The sequence below is a fragment of the Haloarcula sp. CBA1115 genome (genome assembly GCF_000827835.1).
In the GTDB taxonomy this organism is placed as follows: Archaea; Halobacteriota; Halobacteria; order Halobacteriales; family Haloarculaceae; genus Haloarcula; species Haloarcula hispanica.
The window spans coordinates 363,751-380,491 of record NZ_CP010529.1 but is presented as its reverse complement, the minus strand read 5'-3'; the positions used below and the strand labels follow the sequence as shown (position 1 = coordinate 380,491).

The following is a 16,741-nucleotide window of genomic DNA, read 5'->3' as shown; positions in this document are numbered from 1 at the left end:
GCCCTGACCCACCTACATTGACTGGTGACCACAAGTCACCGCGAGTCGGTAAGCGCCGACTACTGCATGGGCCCGCTGGGCTCACAAGACCTATCCGAGGCGGATATCCCCTCACGGGGATGTCGGGTGCAACTCCCGACGGGTCCGTACTCCGTATCGCTTCGAAATCCGTCCCCTTAAGTGTGGGACGGCGTTCGAATGTGATACGACGACAGATGCACCAGGTCGGGTGAAACCGCGCCTGGGAAGGGTCGATTCGCCCACCATCTCCACCTTGGGGGCGAATATGAAACCGTGTGTACGTGCGATCCAGGCGTCCACTGGACTCGTTCAGTTGAACGAGTCACAACGACGTTGGCTACTATGCCAGCTGGTGGATTGCTCGGCTCAGGCGCTGATGAAGGACGTGCCAAGCTGCGATAAGCTGTGGGGAGCCGCACGGAGGCGAAGAACCACAGATTTCCGAATGAGAATCTCTCTAACAATTGCTTCGCGCAATGAGGAACCCCGAGAACTGAAACATCTCAGTATCGGGAGGAACAGAAAACGCAACGTGATGTCGTCAGTAACCGCGAGTGAACGCGATACAGCCCAAACCGAAGCCCTCACGGGCAATGTGGTGTCCGGGCTACCTCTCATCAGCCGACCATTTCGACGAAGTCTCTTGGAACAGAGCGTGATACAGGGTGACAACCCCGTAGTCGAAATCAGTACGCTGTGCGGTAGTGCCAGAGTAGCGGGGGTTGGATATCCCTCGCGAATAACGCAGGCATCGACTGCGAAGGCTAAACACAACCTGAGACCGATAGTGAACAAGTAGTGTGAACGAACGCTGCAAAGTACCCTCAGAAGGGAGGCGAAATAGAGCATGAAATCAGTTGGCGATCGAGCGACAGGGCATACAAGGTCCTGTAACGAATGACCGAGACGCGAGTCTCCAGTAAGACTTACAGGAAGCCGATGTTCTGTCGTACGTTTTGAAAAACGAGCCAGGGAGTGTGTCTGTATGGCAAGTCTAACCGGAGCATCCGGGGAGGCACAGGGAAACCGACATGGCCGCAGGGCTTTGCCCGAGGGCCGCCGTGTTCAAGCGCGGGGAGCCATATGGACACGACCCGAATCCGGACGATCTACGCATGGACAAGATGAAGCGTGCCGAAAGGCACGTGGAAGTCTGTTAGAGTTGGTGTCCTACAATACCCTCTCGTGATCTATGTGTAGGGGTGAAAGGCCCATCGAGTCCGGCAACAGCTGGTTCCAATCGAAACATGTCGAAGCATGACCTCCGCCGAGGTAGTCTGTGGGGTAGAGCGACCGATTGGTGTGTCCGCCTCCGAGAGGAGTCGGCACACCTGTCAAACTCCAAACCTACAGACGCTGTTTGACGCGGGGATTCCGGTGCGCGGGGTAAGCCTGTGTACCAGGAGGGGAACAACCCAGAGATAGGTTAAGGTCCCCAAGTGTGGATTAAGTGTAATCCTCTGAAGGTGGTCTCGAGCCCTAGACAGCCGGGAGGTGAGCTTAGAAGCAGCTACCCTCTAAGAAAAGCGTAACAGCTTACCGGCCGAGGTTTGAGGCGCCCAAAATGATCGGGACTCAAATCCACCACCGAGACCTGTCCGCACCCGTTACAGGGTGATCGAGTAGATTGGCGCTCTAATTGGGTGGAAGCAGGGGCGAGAGCTCCTGTGGACCGATTAGTGACGAAAATCCTGGCCATAGTAGCAGCGATAGTCGGGTGAGAACCCCGACGGCCTAATGGATAAGGGTTCCTCAGCACTGCTGATCAGCTGAGGGTTAGCCGGTCCTAAGTCTCACCGCAACTCGACTGAGACGAAATGGGAAACGGGTTAATATTCCCGTGCCATCATGCAGTGAAAGTTGACGCCCTGGGGTCGATCACGCCGGGCATTCGCCCGGTCGAACCGTCCAACTCCGTGGAAGCCGTAATGGCAGGAAGCGGACGAACGGCGGTATAGGGAAACGTGATTCAACCTGGGGCCCATGAAAAGACGAGCATGATGTCCGTACCGAGAACCGACACAGGTGTCCATGGCGGCGAAAGCCAAGGCCTGTCGGGAGCAACCAACGTTAGGGAATTCGGCAAGTTAGTCCCGTACCTTCGGAAGAAGGGATGCCTGCTCCGGAACGGAGCAGGTCGCAGTGACTCGGAAGCTCGGACTGTCTAGTAACAACATAGGTGACCGCAAATCCGCAAGGACTCGTACGGTCACTGAATCCTGCCCAGTGCAGGTATCTGAACACCTCGTACAAGAGGACGAAGGACCTGTCAACGGCGGGGGTAACTATGACCCTCTTAAGGTAGCGTAGTACCTTGCCGCATCAGTAGCGGCTTGCATGAATGGATTAACCAGAGCTTCACTGTCCCAACGTTGGGCCCGGTGAACTGTACATTCCAGTGCGGAGTCTGGAGACACCCAGGGGGAAGCGAAGACCCTATGGAGCTTTACTGCAGGCTGTCGCTGAGACGTGGTCGCCGATGTGCAGCATAGGTAGGAGACACTACACAGGTACCCGCGCTAGCGGGCCACCGAGTCAACAGTGAAATACTACCCGTCGGTGACTGCGACTCTCACTCCGGGAGGAGGACACCGATAGCCGGGCAGTTTGACTGGGGCGGTACGCGCTCGAAAAGATATCGAGCGCGCCCTATGGCTATCTCAGCCGGGACAGAGACCCGGCGAAGAGTGCAAGAGCAAAAGATAGCTTGACAGTGTTCTTCCCAACGAGGAACGCTGACGCGAAAGCGTGGTCTAGCGAACCAATTAGCCTGCTTGATGCGGGCAATTGATGACAGAAAAGCTACCCTAGGGATAACAGAGTCGTCACTCGCAAGAGCACATATCGACCGAGTGGCTTGCTACCTCGATGTCGGTTCCCTCCATCCTGCCCGTGCAGAAGCGGGCAAGGGTGAGGTTGTTCGCCTATTAAAGGAGGTCGTGAGCTGGGTTTAGACCGTCGTGAGACAGGTCGGCTGCTATCTACTGGGTGTGTTATGGTGTCTGACAAGAACGACCGTATAGTACGAGAGGAACTACGGTTGGTGGCCACTGGTGTACCGGTTGTTCGAGAGAGCACGTGCCGGGTAGCCACGCCACACGGGGTAAGAGCTGAACGCATCTAAGCTCGAAACCCACTTGGAAAAGAGACACCGCAGAGGTCCCGCGTAGAAGACGCGGTCGATAGACTCGGGGTGTGCGCGTCGAGGTAACGAGACGTTAAGCCCACGAGCACTAACAGACCAAAGCCATCATTCATACGCACTGTGACTCATTCACCGACGATTTAACTCGTCGCTGACCGAGTCCAGGCGCAAACTGGATCGCACGTAATCACACGGTGGAAAAGTTGATCGAGACTGGTACCTTCGTGGTTCGATTCCACGACTCGACGTTAGGCGGCCACAGCGGTGGGGTTGCCTCCCGTACCCATCCCGAACACGGAAGATAAGCCCACCAGCGTTCCGGGGAGTACTGGAGTGCGCGAGCCTCTGGGAAACGCGGTTCGCCGCCACCATTCATACTTACATAGCCCACTCAGGAGAGACATCTCTCCCCGGTGGGCCTTCCGTATTTCTAAGCAACTGACCCACTCAGTGAACAGATAGCTTTCGCACTCTGTGAGTCGTCTGTGGCACGCTGGTAATTATCCAACTATCAGTGACTGGCTCACTGGTTGGCATCGTCCTACCCGTTATTACTCAATACATGAATTATGAATTGTATGTCGAAAGCCGCCGGGGACCCAGAACGGGCTATCAATGGTCTGCTGTCGATTGCACAACTGCTGGAAGAGCCACGCTTGGCCCGGCTCTACACGTTCGTCCTTCGTGAGGGTGAAGTGATTATCGACGATATCGTCGCTGTGTTAGAGATCCCCCGCACGACAGCGTACTCGGATATGGGGACGCTCGTCGACCTCGGTGTCGTGACCCGAGATGAAGCGCAGAAGACGCACACGTACTCTACTGTCCCGATTACGCTCACTGCAGATTTGGACGGTGACGAGTATACCGTCACTCCCACTCTCATCGAGGCTGTCGGTCGCTCACCACACGACCAAGACCTCAACCTCCTCTTGGAGAGATATGGGCTCGGCAAACTCGCGGCTGCGCTTACGTATGCCATTCCCTATACCAACGACGAGATGTCTGAACGAGTCGCAGCTCGAGAGCTTGATCTACAGCAGGCCCTCGCTATTGCGGTCTTGCATGCGCTTCAGGATGTGGTTCAACACATGGAAGCCGTTGATCCATACTTCGAGGATATTCGGAACGCTCGTGACCAACTACCATCAGCGGAGGACTAACGAGCCACTATCAGTACGCCATTCGACCCACTTCAGGGGTCGGTAGCGTGGGTCGCAGATACCGGATTTTTCATCGCCTGTGGTCGTCAGCAGGATAGTAATGTTGCTCGGGGACTGCGTCGGGTGTTTCCGTTTGGACGGTGGTATCGGGGATGCTAGATCAAGGAACTGCCTACAGTGATCACGTTGCGTGGCATTACGCGAAGTGTTGCGCCGGAACCAACCGACAACCGGTGGGTATCAGGAATCAACGGCGCTGCAAGCGTTGTCAACTACGTCTTCGCTGGGAGTACCTATGTGGGGCTCGACTGCGACGACACTATTTCACCTGCCGACAGGCACCCTAACAACTCAGCGGAACTTCGTCGCAATTCATATAATGTATGCAGAGTTAGGATCTAGTAAGCCATGTCTCGAACCACTGCCACCATTCCGGATGATCTAACGGACCTCATGGAGGGGGCGGTCAAAGCGGGCATCTTCGAAAATAAGAGCGACGCGATCCGCCATGTACTCCGTGAATACTTCGAAGAACACGAGAATGCACGGGTTGCGGCTGCTGTCTCATTGTATGAAGAGGAACGAATTACGCTTGGGACTGCTGCTCGGCTTGCTGGGTTTAACCGCTTCGAGATGCGAGACATCCTGCGTGAGGAGGGTGTTGAACTTCGATTTGGACCGGAGGATATGGATGCCGCACGCGATGAAATAGACGTGGCTCGGAATCTCGAATGACAGGTGTGCCTGCTAATGCGACGGTTCTCAATACAACTGTTCTCTCGAACTTCGCGCAGGTGGATCATATCGAACTCATAGCGGACCTGCTACGACTCGTCACGGTTCCTGCTGTCCAGATGGAACTCACTGAAGGTGTTGAAACCCATCGCTATCTCGAACGTGCAGTAACTGCGCTTGAAGAAGAAATTCCCGTCATTGAGGCATCAGCGGAGGCGCACCAAATCGAGCAGTCCCTCTTGGAAATGCTTGATCCGGGTGAGGCTCAAGCACTGGCAGTTGCAGACGACACTGATGGAACGATCGTCACTGATGATGGTGATGCATGTGCGACTGCGAATCAACGGGGCATCGAACTAACTGGTTCGATTGGGCTGCTTGCCCGTTCTGTTGAGGATGATCGAATTACAGCAACGACTGCAGACACGCATCTTAAACGCTGGATTGATGAGGCTGGGTTCCACTCACCTGCTCGGGATTTCGATGCGTTCCTTGACGACTAGCGCCAGTATCGGCGTGAAGCCCTGATCTTGGGGGCAGCTGAGGGGTAGTCGCTATCGACATCTCTCATATTTCGATACTCATATCGACTCGATGTCTGCGATGTGTCTGACGAAGAATTAAGTTAGAACATCCAGATTATCTGGATAATCTGGTGAGTAAAGATATGCCACATGACACAGATAATCTAGATAATCCAGATAGTACCAATTTTCCAGATGATCTACCGCCGACACGGATTGCCATTTCGAATCAAAAGGACGGCGTCGCAAAAACAACCGATGCAACATCCTCCGTGAGCACGGTGTTGAACTTCGCCTCGGGCTCGTTAACGAAGACGACGCAGCCTACGAGGTAGAGGCAGCACGCGAACTCGAATTTGATGATGAGGACTCGTCTGATGAGGAGCCCCGTGCTAAATGACAGGTAACGATCTCCCAGCGAACCCGAGCGTCTTGAACACGACTGTCCTCTCGAATTTTGCGTACATCGATCAGCTGTGGATAGTTGCTGACCTTTCTGGAATCTGTACGGTACCAGTCGTTCGTGAGGAGCTTGAACACGGCGTTGCTAACACCCATATCTTCAGGAAGCACTCGATACGCTTGATGACGAAATCCCAGTTGCGGCGATTTCGGATACTGTCGCAAACAGAGAAGCCGTTGTTGGGGGCATCTCGATCCTGGGGAGCACAGGCGTTCGCTCTCGCCGACGCACACGACGGTTGACTGCTGACAGACGACGGAGATGCCCGGTCGTTTGCGAAAGCCCAGGGCGTGACCGTTGTGGGGTCGGTTGGCTCTGTTGGCTGCAATCGATGCTGGGAGGATCGATGAAGCCACTGCTGACGAGTGGCTGTCGAAGTGGATCGATGAGATCGGCTACTACGTCCCGTATCGAACGACCTCGGAGTATCGATGATGGGCTTGTTCGGAGTTCAAAACGCCTGATTAGAAATCGTCGAAGACCTGCTCAACTCAGCCGAGAACCTCGTTCACGTCGATAACGTGCTGATGGACCGGGAGTTCGATAGCCAGCACGTTCTGGAGATGATCAGCCAGTGCGGGCTCTCGTACGTCGTGCCGAAGCGGATGCAAACCAATTTCGGGTTGCGGTTCTTCTACTTCGCATTCGCGTGTCTGCTGTACTCGATTTGGCGTGCAGTAGATCTACTCGTGCAGGTCGAATTGACCGGTGAGTACGAGCACTCTCCGATGGTGACGGCAGATAATACGCTGACGCTGCTGAAAAAGGAGACAGGAATCGGATAGTGAGGTTCTCCACCCGTGATAGAGGGCCGTCTGAGTGGCAACGCTGTCGGAAGTCTCCGACATCCGCGGATATGATTGGAAGTTCGACAAGCTTGGACGTTTGGAGAGCGATCTGAGTCTGTTCCTCTTCACTAAACCTTCCGAAATCACGCATTACAGTCCCGCTAAACCCCCTGTAGTCTCAACTTCCAAGTCTGTAAGACTATATAGCGTTTGGGTGTTTATGAGACAGCGCAGGTCATAACCTCTGGATTTTCAAAGGTGTGTCGTCTGTTACAGTCTTCTGTAATGGAAATCTGGAACAGGTTCTGAAGTGTGAATCACTCCGCGCTATCTTGTCGGTGCACAGCCTATTATTTCCAGACAGATGACTGTAGCACCAGTCTGTAACAGATATCTGTTCTGAAAGTCATGGACGTTGCGATCTAAAACAACTACAGATTGATGTCTGTATCGGGTCCCTGTTGCATATGATTAGTACAGATATGTGTCACAGGTAGGTGCTACGTGCTACAATTACAGACGGCGATTCCAGATCCGATCCAACTCAGTCTCTATCATAGTACAGACAACCATTACAGAAGGGAGGTACAGATAAATGGTGTAGATTAGTGGTACAGACAATTGGCCCACATGTCTGACACAGATATATGTAACAGGGATCCAAATGAGGAAGTGTATGATAACGACCGTCGTCTACGCTGAATCCGGGGGACGTACAAAACGACTATGACAGCGAATCTCGCGGTCGCATTCAAGCGGATGGGACTTGATGTTCTCGTGATTGACTTGGACCCGCAGACTGGGAATCTTACCTCACTCTTCGACGTCGGAGAAAACCGTGGCAACCCGGACGCAGACAATCTCGTAAAACACATTCTCGAAATGCCTGATGGAGACTTTGATGACCTCATCGAGACCGCTGAGGAGGGCGTCGACGTCATTCCGAGCCACGACATGCTTGGGGATTTCACCTCAAATCTTGAGCAGAAGATTTCCTACGAAACTGGAATGAAGGGGATTTCTCGCGATGAATACCCCCGCTTTGAGTTACTATACAATCTTCTCTGGGAGCAGGAGCAATTAAACGAAAAGTACGACGCGGTCCTCATCGACCCCAACGCACGCGCTGAAGACCTCCTCTACAATGCTATCTACGCGCTTCGAACACTGGTGGCGCCCGTCAAGCCAGCTGGAAAGGGGAGTCTCAGCCTTGATGGCCTTGAGGAGATGGTCGGAAACATGGAGACTGCGTTGGACATCGAAATCGGGCTTTCGTGCGTGGTTCCATCCGGAGTCGGCCAGACGAACGCCCACAAGCAGTATCGCGATCAGTTCGAAAATACAGACGCCTTCGCAACGCCAGTCTCCATTGGGTCACGAGAAAGTTTGATGGACGCCATGTGGGAAGCCCGTGGCTCTGCATTCAAAGTAGTAGAGGAGCGGTGGAAGACCTACGAGGAAGACGGCGAGATGGTCTCGAAGAAAGGGGAGCGTAGAGTTCCCGACCGTGAACTCCAGACGCTTGATAAACTTTGGCAACTGGCGGGTTTCATTGCGACTGAGACGTTCGACGTCGACATTGATCATGAACTCGTCTTAGATATTGACGATTATGGAACCGAGACCGTAGAGTTCGACCTTCCCGCTGAACCGGAGGTGGCTGACTAATGGGGGGCGATTCATTCAAATCGGGATCGGGTAACCTCAATTTCGGAGATAACGATGAGGAAGAAGGAGACGACGAGACAGAGGAAGCCGGTGAGGAGATCGATGACACCGCAGACGAGGAGGCGGATGATCTGGAATCCAAAGAGGTCGTCTCTGAGAAAGCAGCTGACAGCCGGGACTCCCCAGAAGCGAAGAAAGCGGATAGTACCAGCGAAGAGAGTACGACGAGCAACTCGACAGCCAGCGATACTGGATCACACCAAACGAGTGGCCACAAGTATCCGTACTTCGTGCGTCGGAGCAACGTCGGGGATGAACGAGACAATCGCCTCGAGCTCTTCGCTCGCGATGAAGTCGTCTCACAAGAAGCGGAGTTTCGGAGCCAGCTCGCTTCGGAACTCGGGGCAGACGACATCGCGAAGACGGACGCCCGTGAGTATGCGCTTCTCGCGGCGTTCGACAACGTAGAGGACGTTGCAGAACTCATGAGAGGAGATGGATACGGAGAACTCGATTAATCGTAACAGCCCCAAATTACACTCGAAACAGGGTGTGTCTCACTCTCGAAAGCTGGTCACGCAATATTCTGGGTGTAATCTCAGGGATTGTGATAGACGAAGCTACTGTCTGCTGTCGTCCGACATGTCAACATCAGAGCGGCTCAGTCACAGAATCAGAGTCCCCCCATCCAATTCACAGGATAAGTAAAGTTGCTGTCTCTCAATTGGGTAGTGTTTAGTTAGTGGCATTGAGCCATCGAGCGGAAGTTTGCAACCAGCTTTCGGCGGTTTCCGGGTCGGCGTGACTGAAGCAGTTCGAAAACGACGAGGTTCGACGCTTCAACTCTCGAAAATCCGTTCGACAGCGTTCCAATTTCCGTGGGGACGTATCTGAAATCGGAGGCCAGCTCGTTGCAGTGCAGTTTGGAGGTGTTGAGCGCCATCGACGAGAAAGACAGTAGTTTCGACATCGTGCTTTTGACGAAGTTCGCGCAGGAAAATTTCTGTGAGGGTGGTCGTAGTCGTCGCAAACAGCCGAACGTGAAGCAGTACGTTCGACTGCGGATCGGCAGCGGCGTACAGCTATAGTAGCCATTGAAAGTCAATGCGCACCTGATCGCACGACGGCAGTGCGATCAGTATGTAAATCGTTTCAATTGTTACTATAGAATTGCTGATCGGTGATGCGAATCACTGTTTCGTCGAGCGCAATCTAATTCAGAGATTTCCCAGATTCTGGCTGTAGATCGGCTTTCTGAACCCAATTGTGGACGGCTTTGCGACCGCGTTGGACACCCGGATCTTCGAGTACTTCGATGGTATTCGACAACGAAAGTCCCGCAACGTGGGATTGTATACCCGATTCCATCGCCGAACGCTCCTCATGGAGCGGAATATGGTGTCCACACGGGGTATGGCGACTGCTTTCACGATTGTACCTGGGATGGGCGTTCCTCTGGCCGGAACGGGCGTGGGAGGCCCCACTAATCGGCCGATTAGTGCGTCTCGGTCTCCAGATCAAAGTCGTCGGGAGTTGCCGTTTCGACGGCGGGGAGCCGACGGATCCGTGGCCGTAGGAGGACGTAGACGGCAGTAAAGCCGAAGCCGCTCGCGGCCAGCGCCATCGTCGTCGTGGTCCCCAACGCTTCAGCAACTCCTCCACCAACGAGTGAGCCAAGCGGGAGCGTCGCTCCCGAGGCGGTTCCCTTCGTCGCAGAGACGCGTCCAAGTAGGTCAGTCGGGAACACGCGCTGGTTCAGCGTTGCGGTGAGCACGCCCGATACGCCAACAGGAATCCACGCGAGACCGAACAGCGTGATAGTCAGTGCAGTCGTTGGCGCAAACACCGCCACGATCCAGCATACTGCACCAAGCCCCTGGGAGACGAGTACCGTGCCGTAGGACTTCCCCAAACTCTGTGTGAACCCTATTCTTATCTACTGATGGTCCAGCACAAGCTTACGAAGAGTCCCCTTCGATAGCGGTTCAACTGACACCAGCTCCCCAATAGCAGAATAAAATAGGCTTGTGGTTACCGCTCGCTCCGGATACTCACTGGCGAGTACGTGATAATACACGCTCAGTTGCTTGCGATACTCGTCCTGTGCCCGTCGGCTTCGGTCAGTCTTGTAGTCGATTATCTCGACTCGATCGGGCGTGATGTGGACCAGGTCCACGATACCCGTAATCGAGACACGCTGGTCATCGATCTCGAGTGGCAGGATGGCATCCTCTTCGGCGTACAACTCTCCATCCAGCCCATCTAGCAGCGATTTGATGCGCTCCTCATGCGGGTTCGATGGTGAGACCGCCTCACCCAGCACATAGGCCTCGGCGAAGTCGTGCACCTGCGAACCAAAGTCCACCCCACTTTCTTTATCCGCGTCGGCCTCACCGGCATTGGCCTCCGATTCAGTAAACACGGAGTCATCCATCAGTGAATGTGGACTGTAGCCAACCGGCCCATCGGGTGTTGCAATGCTGAACGGCAGCTGTGCCTGGACTGACTCGTCGGGCTGGCTCGCTTCAATTTCTGTCGCCCCCTCGGTAAGTTCGACTGGCAGCTCAGAGAGGAACGTATTTGGATCGGCCCCACTGGCAAAAACGACGTGGCTCTCGGCTCGGGTGATGGCCACATACAGGAGCCGGCGTTCTTCGTCGTAGTTATCGGGGAGGCACTGCCGCAAGACATCGTAGCGCCAGTTATCGTAGACGTGTGGATACCGGCCTTCGTCAGCGAAGGTTTTGCGCTGTCGGAGCCCCGTCGCCTCGTCGTACTGCAGCACACCACTGGTCCGACCACGCGGCGGGAACCGCCCGTCGTTCATATTGGCCAGGATGACGATCGGATACTCCAGGCCCTTGGCGCCGTGGATCGTCTGGACCGTCACCGAATCCGTATCAGTAGTGGTGTTGATCGCGTGGGTACTCCCCTTGTCAATCGCGCGTTCGATAAACTGGATCAGGTCCCCGCGAGTGAGCGTTGTGGCGTCGTGGACGGACTGGATATGCGCCAGCAGTTCCCGTGCATAATCGCCAGTCAGCCCGTAACGATCGAAGACGCGCCGGGCCAGCGAACTTACTGCCTCAAGCTCCCGCAGAGTGTCCCGGAATTCGGTCATCGCTGGCGGGTAGTCTTCTCGCTCCAGTTGCGCATCGATCTCGTCAAGCGTGTAGCCCGCCCGCTCTAGAACAACGGCCCAGCCACGGTCGCTATCGGATTCGACGATCCGCAGCCACGCCAGCAGTAGCTTCGCGGGGTCACTGCGGTACAGTTCGACTTCCCCGTCGTAGGCCATCGGGAGCCCGTGCTCCTCGGCTGCAGTCAGTAGTTCTCGTCCGTAATCGCGTGTTCTGGTCAGGACCGCAATATCGCCGTGGCTCGGGGTTGTGGGGTCGCCGTTCTCGTCTTCAATCCGGTAGTCGTCGCTATCGACGATTGACTGGATCCTGGTCAGTACCGCCTCGTGTTCATCCTCATGCTGAACGGCCTCGATGCTGGTCTCGTCGAAGGTGGCATTCGAGGACAGCGAGTCGATGTCGACGGGCTCATCGATTGTTTCCGAGCTGGTCGCTGGCGTGGTCAATGCATTTGTCGAGAAGTCAAGCAGTGTCTGTGTCGATCGGTAGTTCTCCGTTAGTTCGATGTATGTTATCCCATCCGTCCCGAATTCGACCTGCTCGGAATCAGCGTTCAACTCGCTCCGGAATCGCTTCAGCCGGGAATCGAACTCCGCGATGTTCTCGACGGCGGCGTACTGGAACGAGTAGATGCTCTGTTTCCAGTCGCCCACGACACAGAGATTGTCCGTCTCAGCGAGCAGCAGCGCCAGCTTGAACTGAATCTCACTGGAGTCCTGGAACTCATCGACCATCACGTACTCGAACCCGACGCGGTCACGCAGCGCTGGCTCCTCGCACAGTGCCACGAAAGCAAACAGCTGGAGGAACCCGAAGTTCAGGTAGTTCCGTTCCAGGGCGAACTCCAGATACTCGAAGTAACAGTCGTGAACGAATGCCAGTAGCTCATTCCGATCCTCTTCAAAGACCTCGCGAGCGACGCTATCGTCGAGTTCCTTGGTTCCCCGGCCACCCCGAAGCTCCGATTTGGAAGGAGCCGCCGAGCGGTAGGTTTTGTTCGTCCCGAACCGCGAGAGATCGTCCCGGAGCGGGGACTGCTTGCGCCCATCGTTGCGGGCCTGATTTTGGGCATCGAAATACTGCTTGAACAGCTCGTAGTCCCCCAGCAGATGTTGTTTCCCCTCTCGATACCAGCCATCTGCAGTCGGGAAGATACCCTTCGCAGCGAGTTCGTTAATGAGCGAGAGCGGCTCGGTAGGTTCTGAGAGTGCCCGAAAGATGTCGTTGTACTCAGGATGGCGATCCCGGAACTGCCCGAAGAACTCACGGAACAGCTCATTCTCGAGTTGGCTATCCTCAAGGATCTGGGTACCGCCAGTGATTCGATCGTCGATGCCCAGATGCGTCGGGGCGCGATAGCCGTGCTCGTCGAGCAGGTCGTGACAGTACGAGTGGAACGTCTGGATCGGTGCGTCGGCCAGCTCACGCATTCCGTACGAACAGTGCTCGACGATGCGCTCACGCATCTCGGTGGCCGCACTGCGGGTGAAGGTAACCAGCAGGATGTCTTCTGGCTCGACGTCGGGCTGGTCGACGATGTTCGCATACCGGCGTGTGATGGCGAAGGTCTTGCCGGTGCCAGCACCGGCGTCGACATGGTAGATCCCCTCGGTCTCATCGATCAGCTGTTGCTGGGCCTCGTTCGGTGTGTCGTCACTCATCGGCTGCCCTCCAGGAACATATCGCGATGATCGATCCGGCGATAGTTGGGTTCGCCACCCAGCCCCTCAATCGGGAATCGCTCCTCGCCCGCCCGGTAGCGATTGATCTCGGTCAGTCGGTCGGCGACGAATTCCTCGAACTGGTCGAGATCATCTTTGAAGAAGTTGCGCTTCCTGACGCCGTTGAGCGCTCGAATCGCCTGGTCAGCCCCTTTCTCGGCATCGACGTCGTCGCTGGTTTCTTGATGCACGGCCTTGGCAAATCGGTCGGCGAAGTCAGACTCCCGTAATGCCGACCGCTCCGTCGTGTCCGGGAACGTGAGGTCTGTCATGATATCGCTGTAGCCCCCGAAGCCAAGCTCCTCGAAGGTCGCCACGCAGTCCTTGTAGCCATCCAAGAGGACCTCGTACGCCGGGCGCGTCCCGACGAACTCGTCGAATGACTGCGGGTAGTAGGAGACTATTGTCAGCGTATCATCCACAGCCGCGTCGCCGGTGATCGCATCGTCGAGCGTTTCGAGGAAGTGGAAGAACGAGAAGGATAGCTCCGCGTTTGGCTGGTGTGTACGGAACTGTGCCAGGTAGGCGATTGCCTGATAGTTGATTGTATCATTGGGCGGGTCCATCGCAGCCTGTTTACAGACATCGTAGGCTGATTTCTTCGACCCGCTCTTGTAGTCGAGCAGGGCTGTGGGTCCCTCCACGAGGTCGATTTTCCCGTTGATACCGAGGTCCGGGTTGGTGAACTGGCGTTCGGTAAGCGGCGAGTCCACGGGGCGGTCGAAATACGATGCGAAGAAGTTCTCATCGGGCTCCCCGGCCGGGGGCAGATCGGCAGGTGCCGTCGGTGGATTGGCATCCAGATATTCGACGATGGTTTCCAGCCCGATCCGATACTGGCGTCGGCGTAACATTCGGTCCGTCTCAGGGTAGAAGGGTTTGGCTTCCTCGAGCATGACATCGACCACCTCCGAGAGCGTGTCTGTGTCGATGATCTCGGGATAGTTGACGTAGAACTCCGCGAAGTCATGGAACAGATTCCCCTCGCGGAAATAGTCCTTGTCGGGGGAATCGACCAGCCGGCTGAAAAGATACTCCCGTGGGCTGTTGACGAAATTGTTGAGACTGGTCTGGCTGATCGTTTCGATGGGTGCCGACTCGACCGGGGGTTCGACGGCCGTTTTCGCAAAGCCATCACGGTCACCATCGACTGTTCGTTCATACCTGACAGATTCGAGGTCGCTGAATCGCTCAAAGGGCTCTTCGAGGAGTTCCTCGAAGTAGAGACACGGCGTCACCGGTTGGCCCCCAGCGGTATCCTCGACCAGATAGTACTGGTCGCTGCCGCTCTGGATTAGTCGCTGAAAGCGGCGGATATACCGATCGAACTGCGCCTCCGTGTCGACCCAGGGGCGCTGTGGAGCGCTATTGGTCCAGCCCTCGTCAAGCCCGAGAAAGAACACGGCCTGTCGGTCGACGTAGCCGGCAGATTTGGCATCTGCGAGTAACACGCCCTCGTTTTCTCTGTCCACTGGGACCTCGTAGAAATCCAGATAGAAGGCCAGATCACTAACCCGCGATTCGGTGACCACAGTGTCGTGGAGCCCGAGCGACTCGAGTTCGTCCCGGAGACGGTCCAGTGTTCGGCCGGCTTTCGATTCGTAGGCCGTGAGGAGCGAGCCAAAGGTTCGGTCCCCGATCGTCTCGCACACCTCCGTAATCCACGCGGTTGCTGGCAGGTCGGTCGCTGCCAGCCGTTTCTCACTGTGCTCAATATCAACATCGGTCCCAAGTCGTGACAGTATCGGGGCGATATCGCTGACAGTCGTCTCGGAACCACGATAGGCGACGCGCAAGAGCCGCAGTACTGCTCGCACATCGAGGTCATCGATGAACCCCGGTCCTCCATAGTAGGGAATATCTGCCGCTTCAAGCGCAGATTCGACCAGCGGAGAGTACTGGCTCGAACTATCCAGCACCACTGCGACATTATCAGCCGACTCCTCGTCGATGGTATCCACGACCGCGTCGACAATCGCCGATGGGGACCTGAAGATGTTGAACGCCGGATAGTCGAAGGTGTCGTCAGTCAACAGGGGATACGTGTCATACTCCGCTGGCAGGATCGATCGTTCGAGTTCAGTGAACTCCGGGAGCCCAACGACGGCAACCGACTGGTCCGCGTCAACCGTGAACTCTGTCAGCTGTTGTGACGTCGACTGGCGTGCGGCGAGCCTGTCTACCACAGTGCGCGTAACGGGATCGTCGTAGGTTGGATACTCCAGGATCCCCGCGGCCTGTCCGTGGTGCTCCCAGCACTGGAGGACGTTCCCGATAGCGTAGGACAGAGCTTTCCAGGAATCGTCGACAGTGTCGGCGAGTTCCAGAAACGCCGTCCGGTCTTCGGCCTGCTCGCGCCGCCCAGCGGCCAGTCGGCGTGGAGTGGTTGCAAACGTCCCGAACTGTGGCCGGTCGAGCCGGCGGTTGAGGGCGCTCGCAAGCGGGGCCTCAGGAACCAAGACGAGATCATAGTCGGCGACCGATGTATACAGATCCGCAAGTGATCTTGCACGCTGAATAGGCACACTGGTAGGAGTATAACCAGTGGCAAAAAGATGGCTCCATTTCAGCGGTTATTCAGCGTCCACGTTCCTGGTTCGCCAGTCCGAAAAGGGCGCAAAAATATCAGTTTCGTCAAAGCGTTCGATACACGGGACCTCGTAGGGGTGCAACTCAACAACCCGGTCGCGAAGATCGGGATACCGGTCGGCTGTCGTCTTCGCCAGAAGGATTTCCTCAGCATCGGTATGGATTTCGCCCTCCCATCGATATATCGAGTCACAGGCCACACGGTTCACACACGCTGCAAGTCGTTCCTCAACGAGTGTCTGCGCGATCTCCGTTGCAGCCTCTTGTGGAGCTGTGATATAGATCGTCGGCATCAGTTACTGCATTGGGATACACGTATATCAGAACTCCCGCTGCTCGACTTGCGACAGAGGAAGCGTCGCCACGCGGACAGCAAATACCCTCTGACGCTCGCAGCAGTTGAACCACTACGCTCGGTCTTGCCAATGCGGCATCCCCACAGACGCTTCTGAATTAGGACGGTGTACCGTCCACAGAATCGTAGATGTGATAGCACCGAAACATCGGTGTTCCGTAAGAACGGTAAGGTTCTCACCGTGTCAGGATTGGCATGGCTCGCTGGTCGATCCCACTACTCTTCACTGCTGGGGGCGATACCGAGCCAGACCGCGATATATCGATACGCAAAGACAATGCCGAGGATAATCACCATTTCAATCCAGAATGAAATCTCACCCACAGCCGCTTGAAGCACTTCAAGGATGAAAAACACCAGAAGTAATAACGCAATATAGTACAGCGCGAGTTCCGGCAGTTGGTCTTTGTCCATGCATTCCATACGACG

At 55.6% G+C, this 16,741-nt stretch carries 8 protein-coding genes, 2 rRNA genes and 6 pseudogenes; 10 read left to right on the top strand and 6 right to left on the bottom strand.

The window, feature by feature from the left end; genetic code table 11:
- Nucleotides 1-348 precede the first annotated feature (348 nt).
- From SG26_RS01710 to SG26_RS01670, 10 genes and pseudogenes are all read left to right on the top strand, one after another.
- A 23S ribosomal RNA gene (locus tag SG26_RS01710) occupies nucleotides 349-3,278 on the top strand.
- Between the two features lie 136 nt (nucleotides 3,279-3,414).
- Nucleotides 3,415-3,537: ribosomal RNA gene (gene rrf, locus SG26_RS01705) — 5S ribosomal RNA — on the top strand.
- Nucleotides 3,538-3,744: 207 nt separating this feature from the next.
- Nucleotides 3,745-4,329 carry a helix-turn-helix domain-containing protein gene (locus tag SG26_RS01700; protein WP_014030573.1) on the top strand — a complete coding sequence of 195 codons (585 nt, stop codon included), beginning with the start codon at nucleotides 3,745-3,747 and terminating at the stop codon, nucleotides 4,327-4,329.
- Nucleotides 4,330-4,737: 408 nt separating this feature from the next.
- Nucleotides 4,738-5,064, top strand: a complete 327-nt coding sequence (locus tag SG26_RS01695; RefSeq protein WP_014030574.1) for a UPF0175 family protein — start codon at nucleotides 4,738-4,740, stop codon at nucleotides 5,062-5,064.
- Nucleotides 5,061-5,567, top strand: a complete 507-nt coding sequence (locus tag SG26_RS01690; RefSeq protein ID WP_014030575.1) for a twitching motility protein PilT — start codon at nucleotides 5,061-5,063, stop codon at nucleotides 5,565-5,567. The genes SG26_RS01695 and SG26_RS01690 overlap by 4 nt, the downstream gene beginning before the upstream one ends.
- 283 nt (nucleotides 5,568-5,850) lie before the next feature.
- Nucleotides 5,851-5,988: pseudogene (locus tag SG26_RS22110) on the top strand (UPF0175 family protein); the annotation flags it as partial.
- A pseudogene (locus SG26_RS22180) lies at nucleotides 5,985-6,486 on the top strand (twitching motility protein PilT). The pseudogenes SG26_RS22110 and SG26_RS22180, both read left to right, overlap by 4 nt.
- Nucleotides 6,487-6,518: 32 nt before the next feature.
- Nucleotides 6,519-6,836, top strand: a pseudogene (locus SG26_RS01680) (hypothetical protein); the annotation flags it as partial.
- Nucleotides 6,837-7,515: 679 nt separating this feature from the next.
- Nucleotides 7,516-8,507 (top strand): annotated as a pseudogene (locus tag SG26_RS01675) (ParA family protein).
- Nucleotides 8,507-9,025, top strand: a complete 519-nt coding sequence (locus tag SG26_RS01670) for a hypothetical protein (RefSeq protein WP_014030580.1) — start codon at nucleotides 8,507-8,509, stop codon at nucleotides 9,023-9,025. The pseudogene SG26_RS01675 and the gene SG26_RS01670 overlap by 1 nt, the downstream one beginning before the upstream one ends.
- A gap of 217 nt (nucleotides 9,026-9,242) precedes the next feature.
- Here SG26_RS01670 and SG26_RS20650 read toward each other — a convergent pair.
- The 6 genes and pseudogenes from SG26_RS20650 to SG26_RS01640 form a co-directional block, all read right to left on the bottom strand.
- Nucleotides 9,243-9,875: pseudogene (locus SG26_RS20650) on the bottom strand (IS6 family transposase).
- 127 nt (nucleotides 9,876-10,002) lie between these two features.
- A pseudogene (locus tag SG26_RS01660) lies at nucleotides 10,003-10,416 on the bottom strand (MFS transporter); the annotation flags it as partial.
- A 27-nt stretch (nucleotides 10,417-10,443) separates the two neighbouring features.
- Entirely contained in the window at nucleotides 10,444-13,308 is a 2,865-nt protein-coding gene (locus SG26_RS01655) for a UvrD-helicase domain-containing protein (protein ID WP_050036690.1), read from the bottom strand.
- Nucleotides 13,305-15,893: a PD-(D/E)XK nuclease family protein gene (locus tag SG26_RS01650; RefSeq protein WP_050036689.1), complete on the bottom strand. Its 2,589-nt coding sequence runs from the start codon at nucleotides 15,891-15,893 to the stop codon at nucleotides 13,305-13,307. The genes SG26_RS01655 and SG26_RS01650 overlap by 4 nt, the downstream gene beginning before the upstream one ends.
- 48 nt (nucleotides 15,894-15,941) lie before the next feature.
- Nucleotides 15,942-16,250: a divalent-cation tolerance protein CutA gene (gene cutA / locus SG26_RS01645; protein WP_050036688.1), complete on the bottom strand. Its 309-nt coding sequence runs from the start codon at nucleotides 16,248-16,250 to the stop codon at nucleotides 15,942-15,944.
- A gap of 278 nt (nucleotides 16,251-16,528) precedes the next feature.
- Nucleotides 16,529-16,726, bottom strand: a complete 198-nt coding sequence (locus SG26_RS01640; protein ID WP_225308227.1) for a hypothetical protein — start codon at nucleotides 16,724-16,726, stop codon at nucleotides 16,529-16,531.
- Nucleotides 16,727-16,741 lie beyond the last annotated feature (15 nt).

Coding starts and splice junctions, on each gene's coding strand:
- SG26_RS01695 (WP_014030574.1), top strand. CDS start 4,738: ATGTCTCGAACCACTGCCACCATTCCGGATGATCTAACGGACCTCATG.
- SG26_RS01700 (WP_014030573.1), top strand. CDS start 3,745: ATGTCGAAAGCCGCCGGGGACCCAGAACGGGCTATCAATGGTCTGCTG.
- cutA (WP_050036688.1), bottom strand. CDS start 16,250: ATGCCGACGATCTATATCACAGCTCCACAAGAGGCTGCAACGGAGATC.
- SG26_RS01670 (WP_014030580.1), top strand. CDS start 8,507: ATGGGGGGCGATTCATTCAAATCGGGATCGGGTAACCTCAATTTCGGA.
- SG26_RS01655 (WP_050036690.1), bottom strand. CDS start 13,308: ATGAGTGACGACACACCGAACGAGGCCCAGCAACAGCTGATCGATGAG.
- SG26_RS01690 (WP_014030575.1), top strand. CDS start 5,061: ATGACAGGTGTGCCTGCTAATGCGACGGTTCTCAATACAACTGTTCTC.
- SG26_RS01640 (WP_225308227.1), bottom strand. CDS start 16,726: ATGGACAAAGACCAACTGCCGGAACTCGCGCTGTACTATATTGCGTTA.